The sequence below is a fragment of the Paenibacillus sp. W4I10 genome, from assembly GCF_030816325.1.
In the GTDB taxonomy this organism is placed as follows: domain Bacteria; phylum Bacillota; class Bacilli; order Paenibacillales; family Paenibacillaceae; genus Paenibacillus; species Paenibacillus amylolyticus_B.
The window spans coordinates 5,794,391-5,819,269 of record NZ_JAUSXX010000001.1; the positions used below are offsets into that span (position 1 = coordinate 5,794,391).

Here is a 24,879-nt window from a genome sequence, read left to right on the forward strand (position 1 = left end):
GGATACTTCATTAAGAAATATCCTCTACACTATTTATTATATTAAAATTGTCGGGCACTTATATTCATATCCATTTTATGACCTGTTGAACTATAGATATAAACTTTGACGTTTGTTGTGCCTATAACACCTATTCTTGTTGTTTTTTGAGTCCCTTTTTTGATTGGAATATCAATTGGAGAAAGATTGCCCAAAGTAATCTTGACATAAATAGTATCCGTACTAGTGTTGTTAATCCAAAGATTAGAAGTCTCTCCATTGTCAGAATCCAATGCGAATGATTTTTCATATGCATTGTAACTACTGTAATTGAATGGTCTTATAAGTTGTATGTCCAATGGAGTAACAATCGGATCATTAGAGTTCTCCACAGTGATTGGAGGGTTAGTAAAAGCATCTTTGACTCTATCCTCTAATCCAACAGCACTAGCTGGATGTGCAGAAAGTAATAAAGAGAAGGCTAAGCCTGCGCCTAAAATTATGTTTAATGACAATGTAATTTCCTCCTCTATGCTTTTAGTATGTAATGAGGATGTTCCAATTACTTATATGATTGTGTTGCCGAAAGATTACATACATTCATCTTTCACGGTGATATTCTCATTGGTTACAGTGATGTAGGAATTGCCGGACAAGTATTCCGTATAACCGCAAACCGTTTTGTTGTAGGTTTTTCCGCGACTGTCCGTGAACGCCAAGGAGACGACCCCCTCCCCGGAAAGTTTCAGCTGCGGGGCGAATTTCACGTTTGCTCCGCTGGGAATATCCTTATCGAATACGTAGGTGGAGCCACTCTCATTGTTGTTTAACGAGTTGTCGCCTTGGACCAGGCTAGCCTGAATAATGGTGAGGTTATAGTCGGACTGATTATGGATTGTGATCCTTAAGTGGCGAAAGGGATCGACTGCATTCAGAAAGCTCTTAAAGGCGATGATGCCTATGACGAGTACGATGGCGGACAAGATAATGATTTTCTTTTTGGAGAATCGGCGATGTGTGTACAATATAATGCACTCCTTTCCTATGAGGTATAAACGATGGTAAGAGATCGAAAGTTTTTTATAGATAAAATGGATACATATGAAAATTGAAGTTCAAATCGTCAGAATTACTTCATGCGCCAAGCGGGAGAACAGGATACAATAAGATACTAGCAGTGCAAAAAGGACTGCACAGGGATACTACATAATGTTGATCACTCGAAATAAGGAGGGGAAAAAGTTGAAACTTTCTCCAATGAATCAGGAAGATTATGCGAGTTTTCGCATTCGATCGATTAAAGACTTTGCACAGGAAAAAGTAGAAGCGGGCACTTGGGCGGAGGAAGAGGCGCAGCAACTGGCGGAGGAATCTTATGAACGTTATCTGCCTGAGGGCTTGAACACGCCTGGAGCGTATCTCTACAATCTGGTGCACCCTGTAGACGGTAATGTGGGGTATGTCTGGTTTAATATTACGGATAATCGTCGTGGCAAAGATGCATTTTTACTAGACATTGTGGTTGAAGAAGTACACCGCGGTAAAGGGTATGGAACAGAGACGATGGAGGCGCTTGAACAGACGGCCTTGAGTCTTGGCGTGGATCGCATTGGCCTGCATGTGTTTGGACATAATGTGCGGGCGAGCAGCCTGTATCGCAAGATGGGATATGAGATAACGGATCTGACCATGTACAAGGAAATCAAAGGGTAAACCTAAAAGCGGATAATCTAGGCTAAAAGTTATCATCTATGCAAAACGAATTATCCGCAGTAACCGGGGATTTGGGGAAGCGGATGGGACTCTGGTCGAATTGGCGAAGTTCCTTGATGCCTTGAGGTTTGTCATATATAATGTATAGGATTATCCATACCGAACAAGTAATCAATGAGGAGTTGTCATATACATGGCTTTGAAAGCTGGAATCGTGGGTTTGCCTAACGTTGGTAAATCTACATTGTTTAATGCAATTACACAAGCAGGTGCCGAATCGGCAAACTATCCGTTCTGTACAATTGACCCTAACGTGGGTATCGTTGAAGTACCCGATGAGCGTTTGGACAAACTGACAGAACTCGTTGTACCTAAGAAAACAGTACCAACGGCGTTTGAGTTTGTAGATATCGCGGGTCTGGTTCGCGGTGCGAGCAAAGGCGAAGGTCTTGGTAACAAGTTCCTTGCCCACATCCGTGAAGTAGACGCGATTGTACACGTGGTACGTTGCTTTGTAGATGAGAACATTACACACGTCGATGGCAAAATCGACCCGGTAAGCGACATCCAGACAATCAATCTGGAGCTGATCCTGGCCGATATCGAGAGTGTTGAGAAGAAAATCGATCGCTCCAAGAAAAACATGAAGGGCGGCAACAAGACTGCCTCTCAAGAAGTAGAAGTGTTGGAGAGAGTGAAGGCTGTTCTGTACGATGACAAGCCGGCACGCAGCATGGAACTTACGGATGACGAGCTTCTAATCATACGCGATCTGCACTTGCTTACCCTGAAGCCTGTTCTGTACGCAGCCAATGTAGCTGAGGACGAAATTGGCGACGTGGCGAACAATGCTTACGTGCAAAAAGTAAGAGAATTCGCAGCTGCTGAAAACGCAGAAGTAGTGCCAATCAGCGCGAAGGTTGAAGAAGAAATTTCTGAGCTGGAAGGCGAAGATAAACAAATGTTCCTGGAAGAACTCGGTATCGAGGATTCCGGTCTGAACCTGTTGATCAAAGCGGCTTACAAATTGCTCGGTCTGTACACATACTTCACAGCGGGTGTACAGGAAGTTCGTGCGTGGACGATCCGTAAAGGCACCAAAGCGCCAGGCGCAGCGGGTGTCATTCACACGGACTTCGAGCGCGGATTCATCCGTGCAGAGGTGGTTTCCTACGAGGATCTGGTTGCAGCGGGTTCCATGAACGGTGCCAAAGAGCGCGGACAACTTCGTCTTGAAGGTAAAGAGTACGTTGTAAATGACGGCGACGTTATGCACTTCCGTTTCAACGTATAGGTTGTTACACGTTTATTTATGTAGACTAATAAAATGACCCTGCGACTTTCTCGTGAAGTTCGTGGGGTCTTTGACTTAGAGTTTTGCAGTGGGGTTAATAGCCTTATGCAGTGCGTGGAAAGTAGCGCGGAACAAGAAAAACCACCGGGATTAGGTTGGTCGCCTTGCAATCCGGTGGTTTTTCATTCGTTTGATTGAAATTCGCCGTGGTCGCCCACCGGCCTTTGTTAGAGAAGTCACGATGTTAGCGCATCGTGGCTTTTGTTTATTTTACATTTCGGAACAACATCGAACAACAATTTCATTTTGTATTTTGCAATACAAAAATTAGTTCATCCGCATGCGGAACAGTTACTATTCAGAACCATAAGAATATGCTATAATTAAGAGTCGTATACCACGTTAAAATCCGCGCTGTAACAGATGAGCTGAAGCGGGTTTCATACAGGGTACACGATTTCTTGATATCACTTTAAAAGTAAAGGATTTGATGACGTTGTAGCGATGTTATACGTCGATCATACATGAATGTGAATACATGCTGCGGTCAGGGGATTCATTGAGAATCCTGTGCGTTGTGAAATATAGATTATAGATGTAATTAATGTTGAATTGAAATAATTATTGAAAATGTGATGTGCTTGGACAAAATAATGCGTGAGGTGACTATACATGTTGGATAAATTACAGGCGTTAGCCGACCGTTATGACAAGTTGAGCGAGCTTTTGTGTGACCCGGATGTGGCAAGTGACAACAAAAAGTTGCGGGAATACTCCAAAGAACAATCCGATCTGCAACCGACTTATGAAGCGTACAATGAATATAAACAGGTAAGTCAGGATCTCGAAGCTGCGAAGGAAATGCAGGGTGAGAAACTGGATGATGAGATGCGTGAAATGGTCAAAATGGAAATTGACGAACTGAGCACTCGCCAGAAGGAACTGGACGAATTGATTCGTGTACTCATGCTGCCAAAAGATCCGAATGACGACAAAAACGTTATTGTTGAGATTCGCGGAGCAGCTGGTGGAGATGAGGCAGCGTTGTTTGCAGCAGATCTGTATCGGATGTACACACGTTATGCAGATGCACAAGGCTGGCGTGTAGAGCTGATGGACGTTAACACAAATGATCTTGGTGGATTCAAAGAGGTTGTTTTCCTGATCAACGGACGTGGCGCATACAGCAAAATGAAATACGAAAGCGGCGCACACCGTGTGCAGCGTATTCCAACAACTGAATCCGGCGGACGTATTCATACGTCAACTTCAACGGTTGCGGTTATGCCTGAAGCCGAAGATTTCGATATTGAAATTCATGATAAAGACATCCGTGTTGATACGTTCTGTTCCAGTGGTGCCGGTGGACAATCGGTTAATACCACGAAATCTGCAGTACGGGTAACGCACGTTCCAACGGGAATTGTGGCGACATGTCAGGATGGGAAATCACAGAACTCCAACAAGGAAAAAGCGTTGCAGGTTCTGCGTACACGTATCTTCGATATGAAACGTATGGAAGAGGAAGCGAAGATCTCTGTTGAGCGGAAAAGTAAAGTGGGAACTGGCGACCGCAGTGAGCGTATTCGTACGTACAACTTCCCGCAAAGCCGTGTGACGGATCACCGTATCGGTCTGACGATGCACAAGCTGGATCAGATCATGAACGGGGAGATTGAAGATATCTTGTCTGCACTGACGATTGCCCAGCAGACCGAGTTGATGGATAGAGGAGAATAATCTGTGACCCGCGCGCAGTTTGTCATGACGCCGGAACAGAGCTGTCGGGAAGCCTTCGTGGAGGCTTCCTCTTTTTTGGAGAAGTGCGGCGTGTACGAGCCGCAAAACAATGCCCGGTTGCTGCTGGAACATATACTCGGCGTTTATGGCGCCGCGTATTACATGATGCAGCCGGAGCCTTTTCCCAGCGAGCATCGCAGCCGCTGGGAGGACGCCGTCACGCGCAAGGCTGCGGGTGAGCCGGCGCAATACATTATCGGCAGCCAGGAATTCTATGGGCTGCCGTTCGAGGTCACGCCGGCCGTGCTGATTCCCCGGCCGGAGACCGAGCTGTTGGTCGAGGCTGTGCTGCGCGAAGCCGACCGCGTGTTTCCTGGCGGCGCTCCGCTCGCCGTCGATATTGGCACGGGCAGTGGTGCCATCGCGGTGACGATGGCTTCACTGCGCCCGCGCTGGCAGGTCGGCGCCGGAGATCTCTCGGCGGCTGCCCTGCAAGTGGCCGCGCGTAACGCGGCCGCGAACGGGGTACAGATCGACTTCCGTGAAGGCGATCTGCTGGCCCCGTTCGCCGGGGCACGGGTGGACATCCTGGTGTCCAACCCGCCATACATCCCGGCGGCGGATATCGCCGGGTTACAGCAAGAGGTGCGCGATCATGAGCCGCGCATGGCACTGGACGGCGGTCCGGACGGGCTTGCACCGTACCGTGTCATGCTGGAGCAGTTGGCGCTGCTGCCTGCACCGCCGCAGATCATTGGTTTTGAGCTGGGCCAGGGGCAGGCTCTCGACATCGCAGCTCTGCTTGAATCGGCAGGACATTGGCCGGAAATAATCATTGTACCGGACCTTGCCGGAATCGAGCGGCATGTCCTGGGTGTTCGTACTTCGGAACAGGTGACGAAAATGTAAGGTTCCGCGGGTTTTCTTTTTGCCGTGAAATCCTCTACAATGAGATATACCGAAGATTTCTGAATGCTTGGGGGAACATAATTACATGCTGCACAAATTTAAAAAGATAGACTATTCTATTGTCTTTATACTCGTTATTCTGATGGGTATCAGTATTTTGTCGATTTACAGTACAACGTTTGGTCGTCCAAAGCTGGAGGGACTCCCGAAAAGTGCAGTGATCTTTTATATTTTGGGATTCGTAGTCTTTTTTGGGATGTCGATGATCAACTATAAATTCATAATCAAAAATTATTTATATATCTATGGCGTGGGTATGCTGCTGCTCATTTTCGTAATGTTCTTTGGTAAAGAGTACTACGGGGCAAAAGGCTGGCTGTCCATCTTCGGGGTCAGCTTGCAGCCTGCTGAGTTGTTCAAGCTATGCCTGATTGTGTTTTTATCAGCCTTTTTGGCCCGAAAGAAGAATCGTCCGCTCTATTTTGGACGTGATGTTATTCCGATTTCACTCTGTGTTCTGCCGCCGTTACTACTCGTATTGCTTCAAAATGACTTGGGAAATGCGTTGAGTTATGTTGTCATTCTTGTGGGTCTATTATGGATCGGCAACATTAAATTTACGCATGCCCTCATTGGTTTTATTATTGCTGTGGCTACCTTTATCGGTGGTACACAGGCATATATTCATTATCATGATGAGATTGTTAAATTCCTGAATGACATTGGACGTTCGCACTGGGCGGATCGTTTTGACCCCTGGCTTGTACCAGAGCTGACCTCAAGAGATGTACTCTGGCAGACGTATAATGCAAAGCTTGCGATTGGTTCTGGCGGGATTACGGGCAAAGGTTATATGGAAGGCACAACGATTCAGTCGAATCGGGTGCCGCTGGCCTATGCTGACTCCATCTTTGTGCAGATTGGGGAGGAATTTGGTTTCATCGGTGCCTCGGTACTGCTTCTCCTGTACTTTATCCTGATTCACAGGCTGGTGCTGATTGCACTGGAGTGTAAGGATCGAGCGGGGCCTTATCTCATTGTTGGGATTATAGCGATGCTGCTCTACCAGATCTTTGTTAATATTGGTCCATTCATTGGTCTGATGCCGTTGACAGGGATTACGCTGCCGTTTATCAGTTCGGGTGGTACCTCCATTATGATCAACATGATCAGCATGGGTCTTGTGATGAGTATTAAGGTCCACACGGAAGAGAACGAGGATATTCTTGGCTCTGCGGAACAACCGAGTATTACCGATTTGGTGATGAAATTGTTAAGACGCAAGCCATCCCAGCAGGAGCAATAAGTTCTCGAATCAAACCGTGAACTAACACGTCAGATTTATGTATATAAGCTAGATAACTATAGAACCCTGGAACAGATCAGCCCAAGTCACATTGGGGTGGATGTTTTGGGGTTTTTATTGTTTTTAGAGTGTGAGTCAGGCCATTGAATGGTTTGATTGTCACCCTGAAGCATCCAGATTTCCATTTTATTATCCAATTATATACAATGGTAATATTGAGTACAATTGGAAATCATAGAATGCTAGATTTCAGGGGGATGGACGGCGTCATGTTGAGAATGCTGAAAAAGATGGACGGTGTGATTCTTTTTGTAATGCTGTTGCTCATGATTATTAGTGTATTTGCGATCTATAGCGGAACGCAGACAGATGCCAAACTGGCGAATCATCATGTCAAAACGATTTATTTCTATGTGGCCGGGTTCATTGCGGTGCTTATGATCGGGCTTGTGAATTACAAGTTATACGTGAAATATGCGTTTTATTTGTATGGCTTGGGGATCATACTATTGATCCTTGCGAATGTCCTGGGCAGTTCGATCAATAATGCTAACGGCTGGCTGAAGCTGGGCGAGAACTTTTCTTTTCAACCGGCAGAGCTGTTCAAGATGATTCTGATTCTGTTTCTCGCCCATTTGATCGTGAAGAGACAACGAGGCACGTTGAAATTTTGGAGAGATATTGTGCCGATTGGCTGCTGGGCGTTTATTCCGTTTGCCCTTGTTATGGCTCAGAATGATTTGGGAAATGCGCTGGGGTATGTGGTAATTCTGGCTGCGGTATTCTGGATCGGTAATATGAGGCTGAAGCACGCATTGATTGCACTGGCGATTGTGGGAGTGGCGTCTTTTGGTTTTGTCAAAGCCTATACCTTCTACCATGATGAAGTATTTACTTTTCTTGAAAAGATAAAACGTGAGCATTGGGCAGAGCGAATTGATCCCTGGCTTGTACCGGAAAAGGCTACCTCCAAAGCTTCCTGGCATACGAAAAATGCAGGTTTAGCCATTGGTTCAGGGGGCATCATCGGCAAAGGTTACTTGCAAGGAACATCCGTTCAAAGTGGACGAGTCCCCTACACGTATTCTGATTCCATTTTTGTTGTGATCGCAGAGGAGTTTGGCTTTGTTGGTGCATCCCTACTGATTCTGTTGTACTTTATTCTGATTCAACGTATGGTGCTGATTGCTTTGGCATGCAGAGATCGCGCTGGTCCCGTCGTCATTGTAGGTATTATCGGAATGTTGTTGTATCAGGTGTTTGAGAACGTAGGGGCGTTCCTCGGACTGATGCCACTCACAGGCATTACGTTACCGTTCATCAGTTACGGTGGCACCTCTCTGCTCATTAATATGGCTTGTATTGGGGTGGTCATGAGCATTAAGTTGTACGGGCAAGAAGAGGAGGATGAACTTCTGATGGGGGAGCAGCAACCTCGGTTGTCGGAACGTTTATGGAATATGCTCAAGAAAGAGAAAAGTGCTGTGTAACTGTTGAGTCGGTGTAGGTGAAAAGTAAAGTAGTGAGACGTATAACGTGACTGTTCGTAGGAATAAAGAGGTTGATTTGCCCTGTAACCAGGTGTAGATCAGCCTTTTTAATATGGCTGGTGAGCGAATGTATATCATAGAATCGATTTAGTAGATTTATTGCAAATGCTAGGTTTACTTCCGTCTCTACCGGGCATACTGATAGACATGAGAGAGTTGCAGGCAACGTGATCAGAGAGCCGAGGGGGAGAACGGAATGAGCAGAAGAACTGTAAAGCAAATTGGACTTATTATTGTATGTCTTATGATGATTATCATGATGTGGGAAGGTCAGAAAACGGATGCAGCTGTGGCGGCCACAGCGATTCCTGAACAATCGATTCGCTTGCGTATTCTAGCAAACTCGGATGCACCGGGAGATCAATTGGTAAAACGTGAGATTCGGGATGCTGTCGTTGCTCAGATGGGCGAGTGGGTAGCCGAGCTGGAGAATCCGCAAAGTCTGGATGAGGCGCGCAAGGTTATTCGTGAGCATTTGTCCGAGATTGAGAATAGAGTAGGAGAAGAGTTGGCCAGTCGCGGTTTAAATTATGAGTATCAGGTGGAGCTGGGTTCTGTTCCGTTCCCGACCAAACTATATGGTGGCACTGTGTATCCTGCCGGAGATTATGAAGCGGTTCGGATCACGCTGGGGGAAGGCAAGGGTCAGAACTGGTGGTGTGTGTTGTTCCCGCCGCTGTGCTTCATTGATGCAGGGACTGGGGATGCACTGGCGAAACCTTCAACGGTATCGGCCGCAGCTGCTGAACCAGGAGATGCCGAGGCATCTGTACAGGGAGATACACCGGAGGCGAGATTCTTTCTGTGGGATATGGCTGTGAAACTGTGGAGTTGGGTAACTGGATTGTTCGCATAACAACGAATTTATACTATGGTAAAGGGCGACTTCGATTATGGGAGATGCCCTTTTGATATGAATTGGTGGCGAGGTTATAGTGAGACTCATGCGTGGAGTGAAGGTGAGGGGCATCCGAGGCGGGACAGGTATGTTATAATTACTTATATTGAATATGGATATGAACTAACCTACTTGAAGTTTAGGAATGATGATATATGAGCAGAGAAAACGAACCATTGCAACACACCTCTGAGATGAGGGATGGTAGAGAAGACCGTGATACGAAAGCTCCGGGAGGACTGGTGACCGAGATGTGGGATGTACGCGTCTTGGTGAGCGCTGAAAATGCTCATGGAATGGGTAATATTGAATTGTTGGATGTGAAAAAGGGGAGCGCCGATCAACAGGCGCTCGCCGACTTGCAGGCTGCCGCAGCCTGCATTCGTCAAGGTCAGACGGTGGCCTTTCCGACCGAGACGGTCTATGGCCTGGGTGCCGATGCGCGTAGCACAGCAGCTGTGGAGGCTGTATTTGTCGCCAAAGGCCGACCTTCCGACAATCCACTGATTGTGCATATCGCGCACCGTGACCAGTTGGATGCTCTGGTCACGGAAGTGAACGAAACAGCGGAAGCGCTGATGGCGGCCTTCTGGCCGGGACCACTGACGCTGGTGCTGCCGGTTAGGCCGGGGGCGGTGTCCCCGCGTGTCACCGCCGGTCTGGACACGGTGGCCGTGCGCATGCCGGACCATCCGGTGGCCTTGCAGTTGATCGCGGCGGCGGCATGCCCTGTGGCTGCGCCAAGCGCCAACCGCTCCGGGCGGCCAAGCCCGACACTCGCGTCTCATGTGCGCGAGGATCTGGATGGCCGCATCGGCGGCATTGTGGACGGCGGCCCCACCGGGGTGGGCGTCGAGTCCACGGTTGTGCAGGTCGGTGACGACGGTACCGTCACCATCCTGCGCCCTGGCGGCATTACGGCGGAACAACTGTCCGCCGTTGCCGCCCGTGTCGCCACGGACCCTGCGCTACTCGCGGAGGGGGCCGATGGCGTGGGTAGCCCGGCGCCACGCTCGCCGGGCATGAAGTACACGCACTACGCACCCGCAGGGGCGCTGTGCGTGGTAGAGGGGCCGCCCGCAGCGGTGGCGGCCTGGATCAGCGCCGCCCTCGCAGAGGCGGCGCAGCGCGGAGAGCGCACCGCGGTGCTGGCGTTCGCCGAGCACGCGGAGCAGTACCGCGCCGATGCCGTGTTCTCGCTGGGAGACGCCAGCGAGCTGGAAGAAGCAGCGCGCCGGCTATACGCTGCGCTGCGCAGCTGCGATGAGCAAGGCGCCACATATATTGTGGCTGAAGCCTGCTCACGCGAAGGGCTGGGAGCAGCCGTCATGAATCGGCTGCTCAAGGCCGCGGGTAACCAACTCATCCAAGTTGGCAACCAGCAACCCTCTTAACCTTTCCTGATCACACAGTCAGGAGAGTTGCTTAACTTTTTCCAAAACAAAATCAAGATTCGATAAAGCCAGCATCTGACCAGAGATCCGTCGCCGTTTGCCTTTCATCGGTCATGTTTAGGTCCTTGTCCGCATATCGTGTACAAGAACCTTTACGTGACTTGGGGGTATGGGGATGTGGGATGTGTCTGCCCATGTAGGGCAGTTGGTAACCATTTTGATCATGGCTGTTGCGCTTGGCCTCGATGCGTTCTCACTCGGAATCGGAATTGGCATGAAGGGCATTCGGCTGCGGGATGTATTGCGAATCAGTATTGTAACGGCGCTATTTCATATCATCATGCCGCTCATCGGCATGTATATGGGCAAATACGTCAGCTCCCTGCTCGGTGACATTACGACGTATGCGGCAGGTGGATTGCTTGTTTTGCTGGGTGCTCATATGATTCTGAATGCATTCCGTGAAGGCGATACAAAGCTGGTGGACCACCGTTCCCTGCTCGGCGTTGTTTTGTTCTCCCTCAGCGTAAGTGTGGATTCGTTCTCCGTTGGCGTTTCCTTAGGGATGTTTAGCAGTGATCTGATCTTAACCGTACTTGCTTTCGGCGTTTGTGGCGGGGTGATGTCGGTTATGGGTCTGCTATTAGGCCGTCGGGTGAGCCAGAATCTCGGGGATTACGGCGAAGCTATTGGTGGCGCAATCTTGCTTGCGTTTGGACTTTTGTTTATATTTTAGAATAAAACTTGAGATATCATATCATTCGCATCATATGTAAAATGGGGAGGCTAACACAATGAAACATATTTTATTCGTATGTACAGGAAATACGTGCCGCAGCCCCATGGCAGAGGGGCTTTTGCGAAAACTGGCATCGGAGCGCGGCATTCAGGTAGAGGTTCGCTCCGCAGGTGTGGCAGCAACGTCGGGGATGCCGATCTCCCGTCATGCTGAAGCGGTTTTGAGAGATCATAATGTTGAAGGTCCACCTCATTCCACACAGCTTAGCTCTAACCTGGTAGGTTGGGCCGATCTGGTTCTTACATTAACGCGGAGTCATAAGCAGCATGTCATGCAGGTTTTTCCCGACTCAGTCCACAAAACCTATACATTGAAAGAATATGTGGAGGATGATGAACAGGTATTAAGTGATGTTCAGGAGTTGGACAGCCTGTTTGCAACACTTGAGATGAAACGTGCCCTTGGGCAAGAGATCTTGGCATCGGAGCGTGAGCGAGCCATTGAGATTAGACAACGAATTCCAAGTTTCGACATCTCCGATCCGTTTGGGGGAAGTCGTGATGATTACAATATAGCTGCAGCCGAGATTCGGACGGCATTGGACCGGCTTTTGGATAAGCTGGGATAATTCTGATCCTGCGGGGCAGGTTATAGAAATAGGACACATGATGTAAATTAACCGTTGATTTTAGACGCGGGTTGTTTTATGATGAAGGGGAAAACAGGGATCCGGTGTAACTGGCGACGAAGTGGGCATAACCACGATGGAGCACCGGAACAAACGGCCGGTCGCCTGGGCAAAAGAGCAATTCTGCGTTACCCGCAGACTGCTCTTTTTTTCGTCTTTCATCTGATTATTCGCTATAATAGTACCTGAGATGCCGTGCAAGAATACGAAGGACAGCCAAGAGACAGCGGGCATGATTTTATCGGGAGGCGATGATAGGATGACTATAGAGTTAGATTCGGAACAACCCGGATTGCAGGAACAGACCGCGTCTATTCTGCATGAACTGGCGCTTGCCGGACAGCTTGGACCTGGACAGATCGTTGTGATCGGTACAAGCACAAGTGAAGTCGCAGGGGCTCGGATTGGTACGAGTGGTGCCATTGAAGTGGCGCAGCAGCTTCTTGCGGGTATACGCGAGGTGCAGGAGGAATTCGGTTTTGACACGGTATTCCAATGTTGTGAGCATCTGAACCGTGCGCTGGTAATGGAACGTTCTGTGCTTACTCGACTTGGATTGACCGAGGTTGGTGCAGTACCCGTGCCCAAGGCTGGAGGTTCAATGGCATCCGCAGCATATCGTTCGCTGACCGATCCATGCCTGGCTGAACATGTGCAGGCCCATGCGGGCCTGGACATTGGGGAGACGATGATTGGGATGCATCTCCGGCATGTAGCCGTACCCTATCGTACAGCGCTTCGCTATGTTGGAGATGCTCGTGTAACCACAGCGTTGACCCGTCCGAAGTTGATTGGCGGCGAACGCGCGGTGTATCGTATGGAAGAACAACCAGATTCGACATTTTGTGACTAACATATAAAGCGAGACTAATTGGGTTACACTCCTGACTTTGATTGCATCACCATCTTCCGATCGCTGTTATCCCCAGATTTTTTAATTCCCTATTTAAAGGGGAAATCCGGTGATAGCCTATGCTTCCGGAGTAGCTTTCTAAAGAAAGCTTTTGGGCGACCACTTCGTTTCTTCAGATTGGTGTTGCACTCGCTGTTTTCGTGTAAACATTAGTTTCACTTTATAACTTCACTTATAAACTGGGAGGAATTTAATCATGGAACAATTGCGCAAGAATGACCCGGCAGTACTGGAAGCGATGAATCTTGAACTGAAACGTCAACAGAACAACATCGAACTGATTGCATCCGAGAACATCGTAAGTGAAGCAGTAATCGAAGCAATGGGATCTGTTCTGACCAACAAGTACGCTGAAGGATATCCAGGTAAACGTTACTATGGCGGTTGTGAGCATGTGGACATCGTTGAAGACATCGCGCGTGATCGTGCAAAAGAATTGTTCGGAGCAGAACACGTGAATGTTCAACCTCACTCCGGTGCACAAGCGAACATGGCAGTATATCTTGCAGCGTTGAAACCTGGTGATACTGTACTCGGTATGAACCTTGCCCATGGTGGACACCTCACACACGGTAGCCCGGTTAACGCATCCGGTTTGCTGTACAACTTTGTAGCATACGGCGTACAGGAAGATACATTCCTGATTGATTATGATGAAGTACGGAAAGCGGCTTTCAAACACCGCCCTCGTCTGATCGTTGCAGGTGCAAGTGCATATCCGCGTACCATTGATTTTGAAAAGCTCGCTTCCATCGCCAATGATATAGGCGCTTTGTTCATGGTAGACATGGCTCACATCGCAGGACTGGTTGCTGCTGGTTTGCATCCAAACCCGGTTCCACATGCGCATTTCGTAACAACAACTACACACAAAACGCTGCGTGGACCTCGTGGTGGTATGATTCTGTGCCGCAAAGCATGGGCAGCAGCTATTGATAAAGCGGTATTCCCGGGTTCCCAAGGTGGTCCTTTGATGCACGTAATTGCTTCCAAAGCGGTAGCATTTGGAGAAGCTTTGCAACCAGAGTTCAAAACATATGCACAGAACGTCGTGAAAAACGCACAGGTTCTGGCTGAAACACTGATCGCTGAAGGATTGAACATCGTATCCGGTGGTACAGATAACCACTTGATGCTGATCGACACACGGAGTGTAAACATCACAGGTAAGGAAGCTGAGCATGTGCTCGATTCCATCGGTATTACCGTGAACAAAAATGCCATTCCATTCGACCCTACAAGCCCGTTTGTAACGAGTGGTATTCGAATTGGTACACCTGCTGCAACTTCCCGTGGCATGAACGAAGAAGCGATGGTTGCTATTGGTAAGATCATTGCCAAAACACTGAAAAATCCAAAAGATACGGCGAAGCTGGATGAAGCTCGTGCAGAAGTGACTGCACTGACAGACCAATTCCCGCTCTATACCGACCTTAAATACTAAGATTACTAAAAAACTTTGCTCGTGCTGTTTGTATTTGAGTTTCTCTAAAATGGAATACAAAATAACGAAGCAGACAGAATGAGGCCGTAGAAGCGAAGCGTTCGCATTTATTCCCGAATTTACACCTTTATAAGGTGATTCATAAAATTCGGGAATAACAGCGATCGAAGGAGCATTCTGGTGGCGGAGTGCAATTGTATTTATCATTTTCCTTATCTCAACGACATAACAGCATGAGCAAAACAGGACCGGATGGATCATTTTCCGGTCCTGTTTTTTATAGGATTCGGTATTCTGTAATGATTGGGTGCCCTTTGATGGTGTAATTCGTTGTTGGTGATGATATAATATACAGGATTTATCGAGCCCATGAATGGTGGCTAGGTATATTTGGAAATGCTTAACATGAAGAACTTACCGGAGGGACAAATTAGATGGGAAAATTAGTAATATGTGATCACCCTTTGATTCAACACAAACTGACGTTTATACGCGACATGCGTACGAATACGAAAGATTTTCGTGAATTGGTGGATGAAGTAGCAACGTTGATGGCTTATGAGATTACAAGAGATGTTGAACTGGAAACGATTGATGTACAGACACCTGTAGCTGCAACACAAGGTAAAGTCATCTCTGGACGTATGCTCGGACTGGTGCCAATTCTGCGCGCAGGACTCGGAATGCTGGATGGCGTTGTGAAATTGTTGCCAGCGGCAAAAGTTGGACATGTTGGTCTGTTCCGTGACCCGGAAACACTGCAACCGGTAGAATACTACACCAAACTGCCTACAGACGTAACAGAGCGTCAATTGATTGTAATTGATCCGATGCTGGCAACTGGTGGTTCGGCAATTGCAGCTATTGACGTGCTCAAAAAACGTGGTTGTACCCAAATCAAAATGATGAACCTGGTTGCAGCACCGGAAGGCGTAAAAGCTGTGCAAGATGCACATCCCGATGTGGACATCTATGTAGCAGCATTGGACGACCGTCTGGATGATCATGGTTATATCGTTCCAGGGCTTGGAGATGCAGGAGACCGTCTATACGGCACTAAATAAGCATATCGCATGCTTGTAATCGGAACTTATAGAAAAGGGGCTTTGCTCGAATGTCCAACAAAATTAAAGTCATGACGATCTTCGGGGTGCGTCCGGAAGCCATCAAGATGGCTCCGCTTATTTTGGAATTGCAGAAACACCCTGAGTCTATTGAATCTATTGTTTGCGTAACTGCGCAGCATCGCCAGATGTTGGATCAGGTACTTGAAGTTTTCGACATTCATCCCGATTATGATCTGGATGTGATGAAGGACCGTCAGACATTGAATGAAATTACAATTCGTGTGCTCGGCGGTCTGGAGCCGGTGTTAGCTGAAGCTAAGCCGGATATTGTACTGGTTCACGGGGATACATTAACTACCTTTGTAGCGAGCTATGCAGCATTCCTGCAACAGATTCAGGTAGGGCATGTGGAAGCGGGGCTGCGGACGTGGAACAAGTTGTCTCCATATCCGGAAGAGATGAATCGTCAGCTGACGGGAGTACTGGCGGATCTACACTTTGCGCCTACGGATTGGTCTTCTTCCAATCTTGCCAAAGAAAATAAATCAGAGTCTAGTACGTACGTCACAGGCAACACGGTAACAGATGTGTTTCAATATACAGTACGGGAGGACTACACACACCCGGTACTTGATTGGGCCCAAGGCAAACGCCTTGTGCTGATGACAGCTCATCGCCGTGAATCTCAGGGCGAGCCTCACCGCAACATTTTCCAGGCCGTCAAACGGATTGCCGACGAATTCGAAGATATTGCCATCGTGTACCCGGTGCATCCAAGTCCTGCTGTGAAGGAGCCGGCTCACGCGATTTTGGGGAATCATCCCCGTATTCAATTAATTGATCCACTAGACGTGGTGGATTTGCATAACTTTTACCCGCACACTCACTTGATTTTGACCGATTCCGGCGGTTTGCAGGAAGAAGCGCCTTCGTATGGTGTGCCTGTGCTCGTATTGCGCGATACAACAGAACGCCCGGAAGGTATTGAAGCCGGAACGCTGGAATTGGTAGGTACTGAAGAGGAACGTGTGTATGAACGGACCAAAGCTCTGCTTACAGACAAAACCCTGTATGCAAGCATGAGTCAGGCTGCCAATCCATACGGTGATGGACATGCTTCGGAAAGAATTGTCAATGCGATTTTGCACCATTTTGGTGTAAATAGTGAGCGTCCGGAATCATTTCACAGAAAATTCAAAAAATAATACATTTTTTCTGACGGATTTATAAAGGGCATAGCATACAGTTAAACTGTACGGTTTACGCGGGTTTATGGGCTTTGAGGGTCTGTATTCCCGTCGTTTTCCCCTTTAAAACGCTAAAATCATTCAATTGACAAAGGCTCTCATCATTCAGTAAAATTAACTGGGATTGCAAGGGTGGCGTGGAAAATGGCCGATTCGAACAAACCAAATTCATCCCGTAACCATGACGATAATGTATGGAAAGCGATGGGGCTCGTGACAGCTTTTGGGATCGAGATTGCCATTCTCGCTGTTGCCGGATATTACGCTGGCTCCTGGTTGGACAAGACCATCGGAGGTAACGGAATATGGATCGCCGTAAGCGTTCTCTTTTTTCTTGCGGCAGGCGGTGTAAGCATCTACTTTATCGCGAAAAAATTCATGGGGGAAAGTGATGAGTGAACTAACCAGATACCGCAGATCGATGACTGTTTTCATCATGTACTTTCTTATGATTTGTTTTCTCGCAGCGGCCTTTATGCCACGTGTGGAGACAATTGCTTTGGGACTAGCCCTGGGTACAGGAATTAGCTGGATCAATGCATTTTACTTGGGCTACAAAGTAAGGAAAATGTCTGATGATGCGGCAGAAGGTAACTTGAAGCGTGTGAACCTGGGATTTTTGACAAGGGCGGCACTCGCTGTGCTCGGTATATTCATATCGATGCGCTTTCCGCAGTACTTCAATACATATGCGGTTGCAGGCGGTCTCGTCATTGCACAATTTTCCTTACTGATTATAGGGATTGTCCATTCCCGCAGAGCAGAATGATGTTAAGGGCTGCAGCTTTCAAGTCGAGAAAGGGGTGAGAAAAATATGCATGAAGCTCCAATTATTATGCTTGGCGGATTTCGATTGGATCTATCGGTTCTGTTGATGCTGGTAGTTACAGGTGCAATTGTTTTTATTTTTGCTGTACTGGCAACACGGAGATTATCCGTTGAAAATCCCGGCAAGCTGCAAAATTTTATGGAGTGGGCAGTAGAATTCGTCCGCAATCTGATTTCCAGTACAATGGATATGAAGAAAGGTAAACATTTTATCTCTCTCGCTCTTTCCATGATTATGTTCATTTTTGTAGGGAACATGCTCGGCCTTCCGCTCGTGGCTGTATCTGAGGTAACAGATGTTAATCAGGCACAGGTATTCGGTAAGCCGATTGTTACAGCGGTGGAGGCGTTTGAAGAAGCACATGCCAAGGACCCTGAAGCACACCCACACGTTGAATTGGCTTGGTGGAAATCACCAACAGCCGACTTGTCTGTAACGATGGGACTTGCTCTCGTAGCGTTCCTTGTATCTCATGGACTGGGATTGTTCCGCAACACGAAAGGATATCTCCAGCATTACCTGAAACCATTCGCTTTGTTCTTGCCAATCAACTTGATTGAGACGGCATCCAAGCTGTTGACACACGGTATGCGTCTATTCGCGAATATCTTCGCGGGTGAGGTACTGATCGCAACGATCCTGAAACTGACCACATTTAAAGTGTTTGGTGCTATTGCAGCGATTCCGCTACTAATGGTGTGGCAAGGCTTCAGTATCTTTATCGGCGCGATCCAGGCATTTGTGTTTGTTATCTTGATGATGGTGTACATTTCACAGAGCATCGAGACGCACGACGAGCATTAAGTTTCAAGCCCTACGAAGATTTCTTCACCAGGCTGAACAATAAAAAATTCGATTTATCATTTTAAGGAGGATATACAAATGGGAGCAATGGCATTAATCGCAGCAGCAATTGTTGCAGGACTGGGCGCGTTTGGCGCAGGTATTGGTAACGGTATGGTAATCAGCAAAACGGTGGAAGGTATTGCCCGTCAACCGGAAGCAAAATCCACTCTTCAAACAACAATGTTTATCGGTGTAGGTTTGATCGAGGTATTGCCGATCATCGGTGTGGTACTCGCGTTCATGTTCTACGGTATGGCTTAATTAAATTTTAAAGGTTTGGCGGGGAAGGCCATAGCCATCCGCGCCTTCTTTTTAGGTAATGTCCGTTCTAACGGATGACGTTTCAAGGATACCTCCAGGAAGGAGTGAACAGATTGAGTTTCATATGGGAAAATACGCTTCTTGCGATTGTTGCATTTGCAATTTTATATTGGCTGCTTAGCCGTTATGCCTTCGGGCCTTTGTTCTCCATTATGGAAAAACGTCGTGAACTCGTGATGACGCAGATGAATGAGGCTGCACAGACTCGGGAACAGGCCATTGCCTATGTGGAGGAACAAAAACAAGCTCTTGAGCAAGCACGTCAAGATGCTTACGACATCATTGAACAGTCCAAACAAACAGGTGGCAAACAAGCTGAATCGATTTTGGCTGATGCAAAAGCTGAAGCTAATCGTCTGAAAGATGATGCAGTACGCGAAATCGAGAGCGAGAAGAACAAAGCAGTCGCAGCACTTCGCAGCGAACTGGGTACAGCTTCCGTTCAGATTGCATCCAAGTTGATCAAAAAAGAAGTTGAGAACGGTCCTGCACAAGAAGAGCTTGTGAACCAATACCTCAATGAGGTAGGAGGCCGACAATGAGCCGCGATACGATTGTTGCCAAGCGTTATGCGAAAGCATTGTTCGAAGTTGCACTTCAGCAACAGCAGGTGCTTGAGGTTGAACAGGAACTGGTGGCAGTAGTCATTGCATTGACCGGAGATGCAGATATCGAGAAATTTATCGTATCCCCTAACATTTCTGATGAAGCCAAGCAGAACGTGATTCACTCAAGCCTTGATGGCAAGGTATCCGATTCAGTCCTTCGTACAGTCTTGTTGTTGATTGAGCGCGGACGCGTTGAATTGCTGGGAGACTTGCTGAATGATTATCGGAAGATCCAAGGTGAGTCGCTGGGCATCGCTGATGCACGTGTTTACTCGACTTATGCGTTGAATGATGAAGAAAAAGAAGCGGTAGCCCGTGAATTCGGTGGCCGTGTGAATAAAAAGATTCGTATCGAGAACATTGTTGATCCGACTCTGCTGGGCGGATTGAAAGTCGCCATTGGCGATACGATCTATGACGGCAGCTTGGCTGGCAAGCTCGAACGTCTTGAGCAGTCTTTTAACAGACGAGTACAGTAGATTGGGGTGAGGACACTTGAGTATCAAACCAGAAGAAATCAGTACATTAATTAAGAGCCAAATCGAACAATACAAGACCGATATCGATGTAGTCGAAGTCGGAACGGTAATCGAGGTTGGTGATGGTATCGCTCGTGTTTATGGACTTGAGAACGTCATGTCCAACGAGTTGGTTGAATTCCCAAGCGGTGTTATGGGACTCGCCATGAACGTTGAAGAAAGCAATGTCGGTGTCGTTATCCTGGGACCTTACTACGATATTCGTGAAGGTGACCAAGTGAAACGTACTGGTCAAATCATGCAAGTGCCTGTAGGCGAAGCATTGATTGGACGCGTTGTGAACCCGCTCGGTATTCCTGTAGATGGCAAAGGGCCAATCGCTACAACGGAATTCCGTCCGGTTGAAGGTAAAGCACCAGGCGTAATGGATCGTAAATCGGTTCATGAGCCGATGCAAACAGGGATCAAAGCCATTGATGCAATGGTTCCAATCGGTCGCGGACAACGTGAGTTGATCATCGGTGACCGTCAAACAGGTAAAACATCCATCGCGATTGATGCGATCCTGAACCAAAAAGGTAGCGGCATGAAGTGTATCTATGTGGCTATTGGTCAGAAACAGTCTACGGTTGCTCAAGTTGTGGAAACTCTTCGTCGTAAAGGCGCAATGGAGTACACAATCGTTGTAACTGCAGCAGCTTCCGATCCATCACCACTCTTGTACATCGCACCGTATTCCGGTTGTTCGATGGGTGAGTACTTCATGTACAAAGGCGAGCACGTTCTGGTTATCTATGATGACTTGACCAAACAAGCCTCTGCATATCGTGAGCTTTCCTTGTTGCTTCGTCGTCCACCGGGCCGTGAGGCTTATCCGGGTGACGTCTTCTACCTGCACTCCCGTTTGCTGGAGCGTGCTGCGAAGCTGAATGATGAACTTGGTGGTGGTTCTTTAACCGCACTGCCGTTTATTGAAACACAAGCTTCCGACGTATCTGCATACATCCCAACGAACGTAATCTCCATCACGGACGGACAGATCTTCCTGGAAGCTGACTTGTTCAATGCCGGACAACGCCCGGCGATCAACGTAGGTATTTCCGTATCCCGTGTCGGTGGTTCTGCTCAGATCAAAGCGATGAAAAAGGTTGCAGGTTCCCTGCGTCTCGACCTCGCTCAATATCGTGAGCTTCAAGCGTTCTCCCAGTTTGGTTCCGATCTGGATAAAGCGACTCAGGCCCGCCTGAATCGTGGTGCGCGTATGATGGAAATCCTGAAGCAAGGTGTTAACCAGCCTCTGCCTGTAGAACAACAGGTTGTCAGCTTGTACACTGCGGTTAAAGGATTCCTGGATGAGATTCCAACAGGTGATGTTACTCGTTTCGAGCGTGAGTTCCTCGCGTTCATGGAGAGCAGCCATCCGGAGATTCTTGCATCCATCCGTGATACTAAAGAATTGACTGCAGACAACGAAAATGCACTGAAAGGTGCAATTGAGAAGTTCAGAAAGAGCTTTGCTGTCTCTGTCTAAATAAATGATTGCAGGTGCGGAGTTGTCTAACCGATTCCGCATGTCTGCATGTGATACTTTGACTCTGTCAAAAAAGATGATGCTTACGATGTAGTTTTGACTTTGTCAAAACTAGTGGTGATGCTTACGAAGTAACTTTGACTCCGTCAAAGTTTTGAGGTGGTGAAATCATGGCAAAAGGCATGCGCGAAATTAAGCGGCAAATTAAAAGCGTACAAAGCACCAAGCAGATCACCAAAGCAATGGAGATGGTAGCTGCTGCAAAACTGCGTAAAGCGCAGGAAAAAGCGGAAGCAGCCCGTCCTTATTCGGAGAAGCTGAAAGAAGTTGTAGCTAGTATTGCATCAAGCACGCAAGGTATACAGCATCCGATGCTGGAGAGCCGTCCGGTCAAAAAGACGGCTTACCTGATCATTACATCGGACCGTGGTCTTGCAGGTGGATACAATGCGAACGTTTTGCGTCAGGTTAACCAGACGCTCAAAGAGCGCCACAACTCCCAGGATGACTACGAATTGTTCGTCATTGGACGTAAAGGACGCGATTACTTCAGACGTCGTGAAATGGCGATGGCATCCACAACAACGGATCTGTCGGATTCGCCTTCATTTGCAGATATCAAATCCATCGCACACGAAGCTGTTCATGGGTTTGAACTGGCTGAATTTGATGAATTGTACATTTGTTATAACCGCTTTGTGAATGCGTTGACCCAGATTCCTACGGTAGAAAAACTTCTTCCGATGGAAACACCTGAGGTAACTGCTGCGGAAGGACCAACGGCAAGCTACGAATACGAGCCGTCTGCTGAGGCTGTACTGGAGGTTCTGCTTCCGCGTTACGCGGAAACGCTGATCTATGGTGCACTTCTGAACGGTAAGGCAAGTGAGCTCGGTGCGAAAATGACGGCAATGGGTAATGCAACCAAAAATGCATCCAAACTCATTAACGACTTGTCATTGACATACAACCGTGCCCGTCAAGCGGCGATTACGCAGGAGATTACGGAAATTGTGGCAGGTGCCAACGCAGCACAAGGCTAACCGTTTTTTTATTAATGAAGGCTTGCAGAGCAAAGATAAACGAACGGTTCATTATTTTTGCAAAAGTAGCAGGCTTGTAGGAGGGGAACGTTAAGATGAACAAAGGACGCGTTGTGAGCATCATGGGTCCGGTTGTTGACGTCGAGTTTGATCGCGGCGGTCTGCCGGAAATCCTCAATGCCATTACGATCACTACAGTAAGTGAGAGCGGCGTAAGTGTAAACCTTACACTCGAAGCTTCGAAACATCTGGGTGACAACCGAGTACGTTGTATTGCGATGTCCTCCACGGATGGACTTGTTCGTGGTATGGAAGCTTTAGATACAGGAGCACCAATCTCTGTACCCGTCGGAGAAGCAACACTGGGTCGTGTATTTAACGTACTCGGCGAAGCAATTGATACTGGCGGTGCCGTGGCTGCTGAGCACAAGAACCCGATTCACCGTTCAGCACCTGCATTTGATGAACTGACTACCCAAGCAGAGATGCTGGAGACAGGAATCAAAGTTATCGACTTGCTCGCTCCTTACGCTAAAGGTGGTAAAATCGGTCTCTTCGGTGGTGCCGGTGTAGGTAAGACGGTAACCATTCAGGAATTGATCAACAACATCGCACAAGAGCACGGTGGTATCTCCGTATTTGCGGGTGTTGGTGAGCGTACACGTGAAGGTAATGACTTGTATCACGAGATGAGTGATTCCGGCGTTATCAACAAAACAGCAATGGTCTTCGGACAAATGAACGAGCCTCCAGGCGCACGTCTTCGTGTAGCCCTCACAGGTCTGACGATGGCGGAATACTTCCGTGATGAAGAAGGCCGTGACGTGTTGCTCTTTATCGATAATATCTTCCGTTTCACCCAAGCGGGTTCAGAAGTATCTGCCTTGCTTGGACGTATGCCTTCTGCGGTAGGTTACCAACCTACACTGGCAACAGAAATGGGTCAACTGCAAGAACGTATCACATCAACGAAAAAAGGTTCTGTAACATCCATCCAGGCCATCTACGTGCCTGCGGATGACTACACTGACCCGGCTCCTGCAACGACGTTTGCTCACTTGGATGCAACGACGAACTTGGAGCGTAAAATTTCCGAGATGGGTATCTACCCTGCGGTAGATCCACTGGCTTCCAGCTCCCGGATCTTGTCCCCTGAAGTTGTAGGTGAAGAACACTATAGCGTAGCTCAAGGCGTTAAACGTATCTTGGCACGTTACAATGAATTGCAAGATATCATTGCAATCCTGGGTATGGACGAGTTGAGTGAAGAAGACAGAGCGCTTGTATACCGTGCTCGTAAAATCCAACGTTTCTTGTCCCAGCCTTTCCACGTTGCTGAAGCATTTAACGGTATTCCGGGTAAATACGTTCCAGTTAAAGAAACGGTGCGCAGCTTTAAAGAGATTCTCGAAGGTAAGTATGATGATCTTCCGGAAGCAGCTTTCCTCTTTGTTGGTACAATTGAAGAGGCAGTGGAGAAAGCCAAAACACTGGTTTAGTCTGAATCCAGGATTGTCCTTATGAAGCGGGCTATCCTTCGGATATTTCAGGAGGGATGGAATTGAGCACCTTTTTGTTGGAAATCGTAACACCTGAGCGTTTGGTCTATTCAGAACAGGTGAATAGCATTACGGCTCGTGGTATTGAAGGGGAACTGGGCATTCTGCCAGGTCATATTCCTATGGTTACACCTTTGCAGATTGCACCGATCTATATCCATAACGGAAAAGAAAATAAACGAGTTGCTATCGGTGGCGGGTTTATTGAAGTACGTAAAGATAAGGTTGTTGTACTCGCAGAGAGTGCTGAATTCCCGGAAAACATTGATGTGGATCGTGCGCGTGCGGCGAAAGAGCGGGCAGAACGTCGGCTTGCAAGCCAAAGCAATCAGGACCACTTTGATCACCGTCGTGCAGAGATTGCGCTGCAAAAAGCGGTTAACCGGATTAATGTGTTCGGCAAATAAACGATTCTTGGAAGCCCGGCGGCTTAGTCTGCCGGGCTTTTTTGAGTTTGTTTGATAGAATTGTTTTATCGAACATATCAAAATGGCTGACCACATTCCATCAAATCCCTCCAGTAAACAGAAGTATTTTAAGCAAAATATTCACCGATTATGAGGGTTTGAATAGAATGTAGGACTAAAGTAGTGGGCGCATTTACCACTAAGAGAACCATTTTTTTTTCATGAATAAATTTAAATTATTTCCGAGGAAATGACAGAATCGATATCGAAATAGCGCTCTTTTATGTCGTTTTAGTCACAAAATCCCGGCATTTTAAAATTAAAATATTTGAGAAGTGGAAATCAATGTAATTGACAATGTATGATGAAAGAGCC

Annotated in this window: 26 protein-coding genes and 1 riboswitch; of the genes, 24 read left to right on the top strand and 2 right to left on the bottom strand. The window is 47.6% G+C overall.

Annotated elements, in window-relative coordinates:
• Positions 1-41: 41 nt before the first annotated feature.
• Together QF049_RS26010 and QF049_RS26015 are read right to left on the bottom strand one after the other, a co-directional pair.
• A complete protein-coding gene (locus tag QF049_RS26010; protein WP_307541723.1) occupies positions 42-494 on the bottom strand; it encodes a hypothetical protein in 453 nt (150 codons plus the stop codon).
• 75 nt (positions 495-569) lie between these two features.
• Positions 570-1,004 carry a hypothetical protein gene (locus tag QF049_RS26015; protein WP_307541725.1) on the bottom strand — a complete coding sequence of 145 codons (435 nt, stop codon included), beginning with the start codon at positions 1,002-1,004 and terminating at the stop codon, positions 570-572.
• A gap of 217 nt (positions 1,005-1,221) precedes the next feature.
• Between QF049_RS26015 and QF049_RS26020 the strand changes: the two genes are divergently transcribed.
• The 24 genes from QF049_RS26020 (at position 1,222) to QF049_RS26135 (ending at position 24,504) form a co-directional block, all read left to right on the top strand.
• A complete protein-coding gene (locus QF049_RS26020; protein WP_307541727.1) occupies positions 1,222-1,692 on the top strand; it encodes a GNAT family N-acetyltransferase in 471 nt (156 codons plus the stop codon).
• 193 nt (positions 1,693-1,885) lie between these two features.
• Positions 1,886-2,986 (top strand): redox-regulated ATPase YchF, encoded by a 1,101-nt coding sequence (gene ychF, locus QF049_RS26025; RefSeq protein ID WP_307541729.1) that lies wholly within the window; start codon positions 1,886-1,888, stop codon positions 2,984-2,986.
• A gap of 672 nt (positions 2,987-3,658) precedes the next feature.
• Positions 3,659-4,726, top strand: a complete 1,068-nt coding sequence (gene prfA, locus QF049_RS26030; RefSeq protein ID WP_017691918.1) for a peptide chain release factor 1 — start codon at positions 3,659-3,661, stop codon at positions 4,724-4,726.
• A 24-nt stretch (positions 4,727-4,750) separates the two neighbouring features.
• Positions 4,751-5,635, top strand: a complete 885-nt coding sequence (prmC, locus tag QF049_RS26035; RefSeq protein ID WP_307543426.1) for a peptide chain release factor N(5)-glutamine methyltransferase — start codon at positions 4,751-4,753, stop codon at positions 5,633-5,635.
• A gap of 85 nt (positions 5,636-5,720) precedes the next feature.
• Entirely contained in the window at positions 5,721-6,941 is a 1,221-nt protein-coding gene (locus QF049_RS26040) for an FtsW/RodA/SpoVE family cell cycle protein (protein ID WP_124116541.1), read from the top strand.
• Positions 6,942-7,210: 269 nt separating this feature from the next.
• Positions 7,211-8,431: an FtsW/RodA/SpoVE family cell cycle protein gene (locus QF049_RS26045; protein ID WP_307541732.1), complete on the top strand. Its 1,221-nt coding sequence runs from the start codon at positions 7,211-7,213 to the stop codon at positions 8,429-8,431.
• A 256-nt stretch (positions 8,432-8,687) separates the two neighbouring features.
• Positions 8,688-9,347 (top strand): stage II sporulation protein R, encoded by a 660-nt coding sequence (gene spoIIR, locus QF049_RS26050; protein WP_307541735.1) that lies wholly within the window; start codon positions 8,688-8,690, stop codon positions 9,345-9,347.
• Positions 9,348-9,583: 236 nt separating this feature from the next.
• Complete coding sequence (locus QF049_RS26055; RefSeq protein ID WP_373428368.1) at positions 9,584-10,783, top strand: L-threonylcarbamoyladenylate synthase; 1,200 nt, start codon at positions 9,584-9,586, stop codon at positions 10,781-10,783.
• Positions 10,784-10,958: 175 nt separating this feature from the next.
• Positions 10,959-11,519, top strand: a complete 561-nt coding sequence (locus QF049_RS26060) for a manganese efflux pump MntP (protein WP_017691925.1) — start codon at positions 10,959-10,961, stop codon at positions 11,517-11,519.
• Positions 11,520-11,577: 58 nt separating this feature from the next.
• Positions 11,578-12,150, top strand: a complete 573-nt coding sequence (locus QF049_RS26065) for a low molecular weight protein arginine phosphatase (protein ID WP_036612575.1) — start codon at positions 11,578-11,580, stop codon at positions 12,148-12,150.
• Between the two features lie 96 nt (positions 12,151-12,246).
• Positions 12,247-12,328: riboswitch (ZMP/ZTP riboswitch) on the top strand.
• Positions 12,329-12,469: 141 nt separating this feature from the next.
• Positions 12,470-13,063, top strand: a complete 594-nt coding sequence (locus tag QF049_RS26070; protein WP_076254013.1) for a TIGR01440 family protein — start codon at positions 12,470-12,472, stop codon at positions 13,061-13,063.
• A 256-nt stretch (positions 13,064-13,319) separates the two neighbouring features.
• Complete coding sequence (locus QF049_RS26075) at positions 13,320-14,567, top strand: serine hydroxymethyltransferase (RefSeq protein ID WP_307541737.1); 1,248 nt, start codon at positions 13,320-13,322, stop codon at positions 14,565-14,567.
• A gap of 434 nt (positions 14,568-15,001) precedes the next feature.
• The gene (upp, locus tag QF049_RS26080) at positions 15,002-15,631 is read left to right on the top strand and encodes a uracil phosphoribosyltransferase (RefSeq protein WP_017691929.1); all 630 of its coding nucleotides are present in this window, start codon (positions 15,002-15,004) and stop codon (positions 15,629-15,631) included.
• Positions 15,632-15,681: 50 nt separating this feature from the next.
• Positions 15,682-16,839 carry a non-hydrolyzing UDP-N-acetylglucosamine 2-epimerase gene (gene wecB / locus QF049_RS26085; protein WP_307541739.1) on the top strand — a complete coding sequence of 386 codons (1,158 nt, stop codon included), beginning with the start codon at positions 15,682-15,684 and terminating at the stop codon, positions 16,837-16,839.
• A gap of 186 nt (positions 16,840-17,025) precedes the next feature.
• Positions 17,026-17,280 (top strand): AtpZ/AtpI family protein, encoded by a 255-nt coding sequence (locus QF049_RS26090; protein ID WP_024632723.1) that lies wholly within the window; start codon positions 17,026-17,028, stop codon positions 17,278-17,280.
• Positions 17,273-17,650 carry an ATP synthase subunit I gene (locus QF049_RS26095; protein ID WP_062836961.1) on the top strand — a complete coding sequence of 126 codons (378 nt, stop codon included), beginning with the start codon at positions 17,273-17,275 and terminating at the stop codon, positions 17,648-17,650. The genes QF049_RS26090 and QF049_RS26095 overlap by 8 nt, the downstream gene beginning before the upstream one ends.
• Before the next feature lie 45 nt (positions 17,651-17,695).
• The gene (gene atpB, locus QF049_RS26100) at positions 17,696-18,514 is read left to right on the top strand and encodes a F0F1 ATP synthase subunit A (RefSeq protein ID WP_124116536.1); all 819 of its coding nucleotides are present in this window, start codon (positions 17,696-17,698) and stop codon (positions 18,512-18,514) included.
• A 78-nt stretch (positions 18,515-18,592) separates the two neighbouring features.
• Positions 18,593-18,817 carry a F0F1 ATP synthase subunit C gene (gene atpE / locus QF049_RS26105; protein WP_017691934.1) on the top strand — a complete coding sequence of 75 codons (225 nt, stop codon included), beginning with the start codon at positions 18,593-18,595 and terminating at the stop codon, positions 18,815-18,817.
• A gap of 113 nt (positions 18,818-18,930) precedes the next feature.
• Entirely contained in the window at positions 18,931-19,419 is a 489-nt protein-coding gene (atpF, locus tag QF049_RS26110) for a F0F1 ATP synthase subunit B (protein WP_036612568.1), read from the top strand.
• A complete protein-coding gene (locus QF049_RS26115; protein WP_307541743.1) occupies positions 19,416-19,964 on the top strand; it encodes a F0F1 ATP synthase subunit delta in 549 nt (182 codons plus the stop codon). The genes atpF and QF049_RS26115 overlap by 4 nt, the downstream gene beginning before the upstream one ends.
• A gap of 16 nt (positions 19,965-19,980) precedes the next feature.
• Positions 19,981-21,495 (top strand): F0F1 ATP synthase subunit alpha, encoded by a 1,515-nt coding sequence (atpA, locus tag QF049_RS26120; RefSeq protein ID WP_047840700.1) that lies wholly within the window; start codon positions 19,981-19,983, stop codon positions 21,493-21,495.
• Positions 21,496-21,665: 170 nt separating this feature from the next.
• On the top strand, positions 21,666-22,538 hold the full coding sequence (gene atpG, locus QF049_RS26125) for an ATP synthase F1 subunit gamma (RefSeq protein ID WP_076209796.1): 873 nt from the start codon (positions 21,666-21,668) through the stop codon (positions 22,536-22,538).
• Positions 22,539-22,633: 95 nt separating this feature from the next.
• Entirely contained in the window at positions 22,634-24,037 is a 1,404-nt protein-coding gene (gene atpD, locus QF049_RS26130) for a F0F1 ATP synthase subunit beta (RefSeq protein ID WP_047840699.1), read from the top strand.
• Between the two features lie 62 nt (positions 24,038-24,099).
• Complete coding sequence (locus tag QF049_RS26135) at positions 24,100-24,504, top strand: F0F1 ATP synthase subunit epsilon (protein WP_091036299.1); 405 nt, start codon at positions 24,100-24,102, stop codon at positions 24,502-24,504.
• Positions 24,505-24,879: the final 375 nt, after the last annotated feature.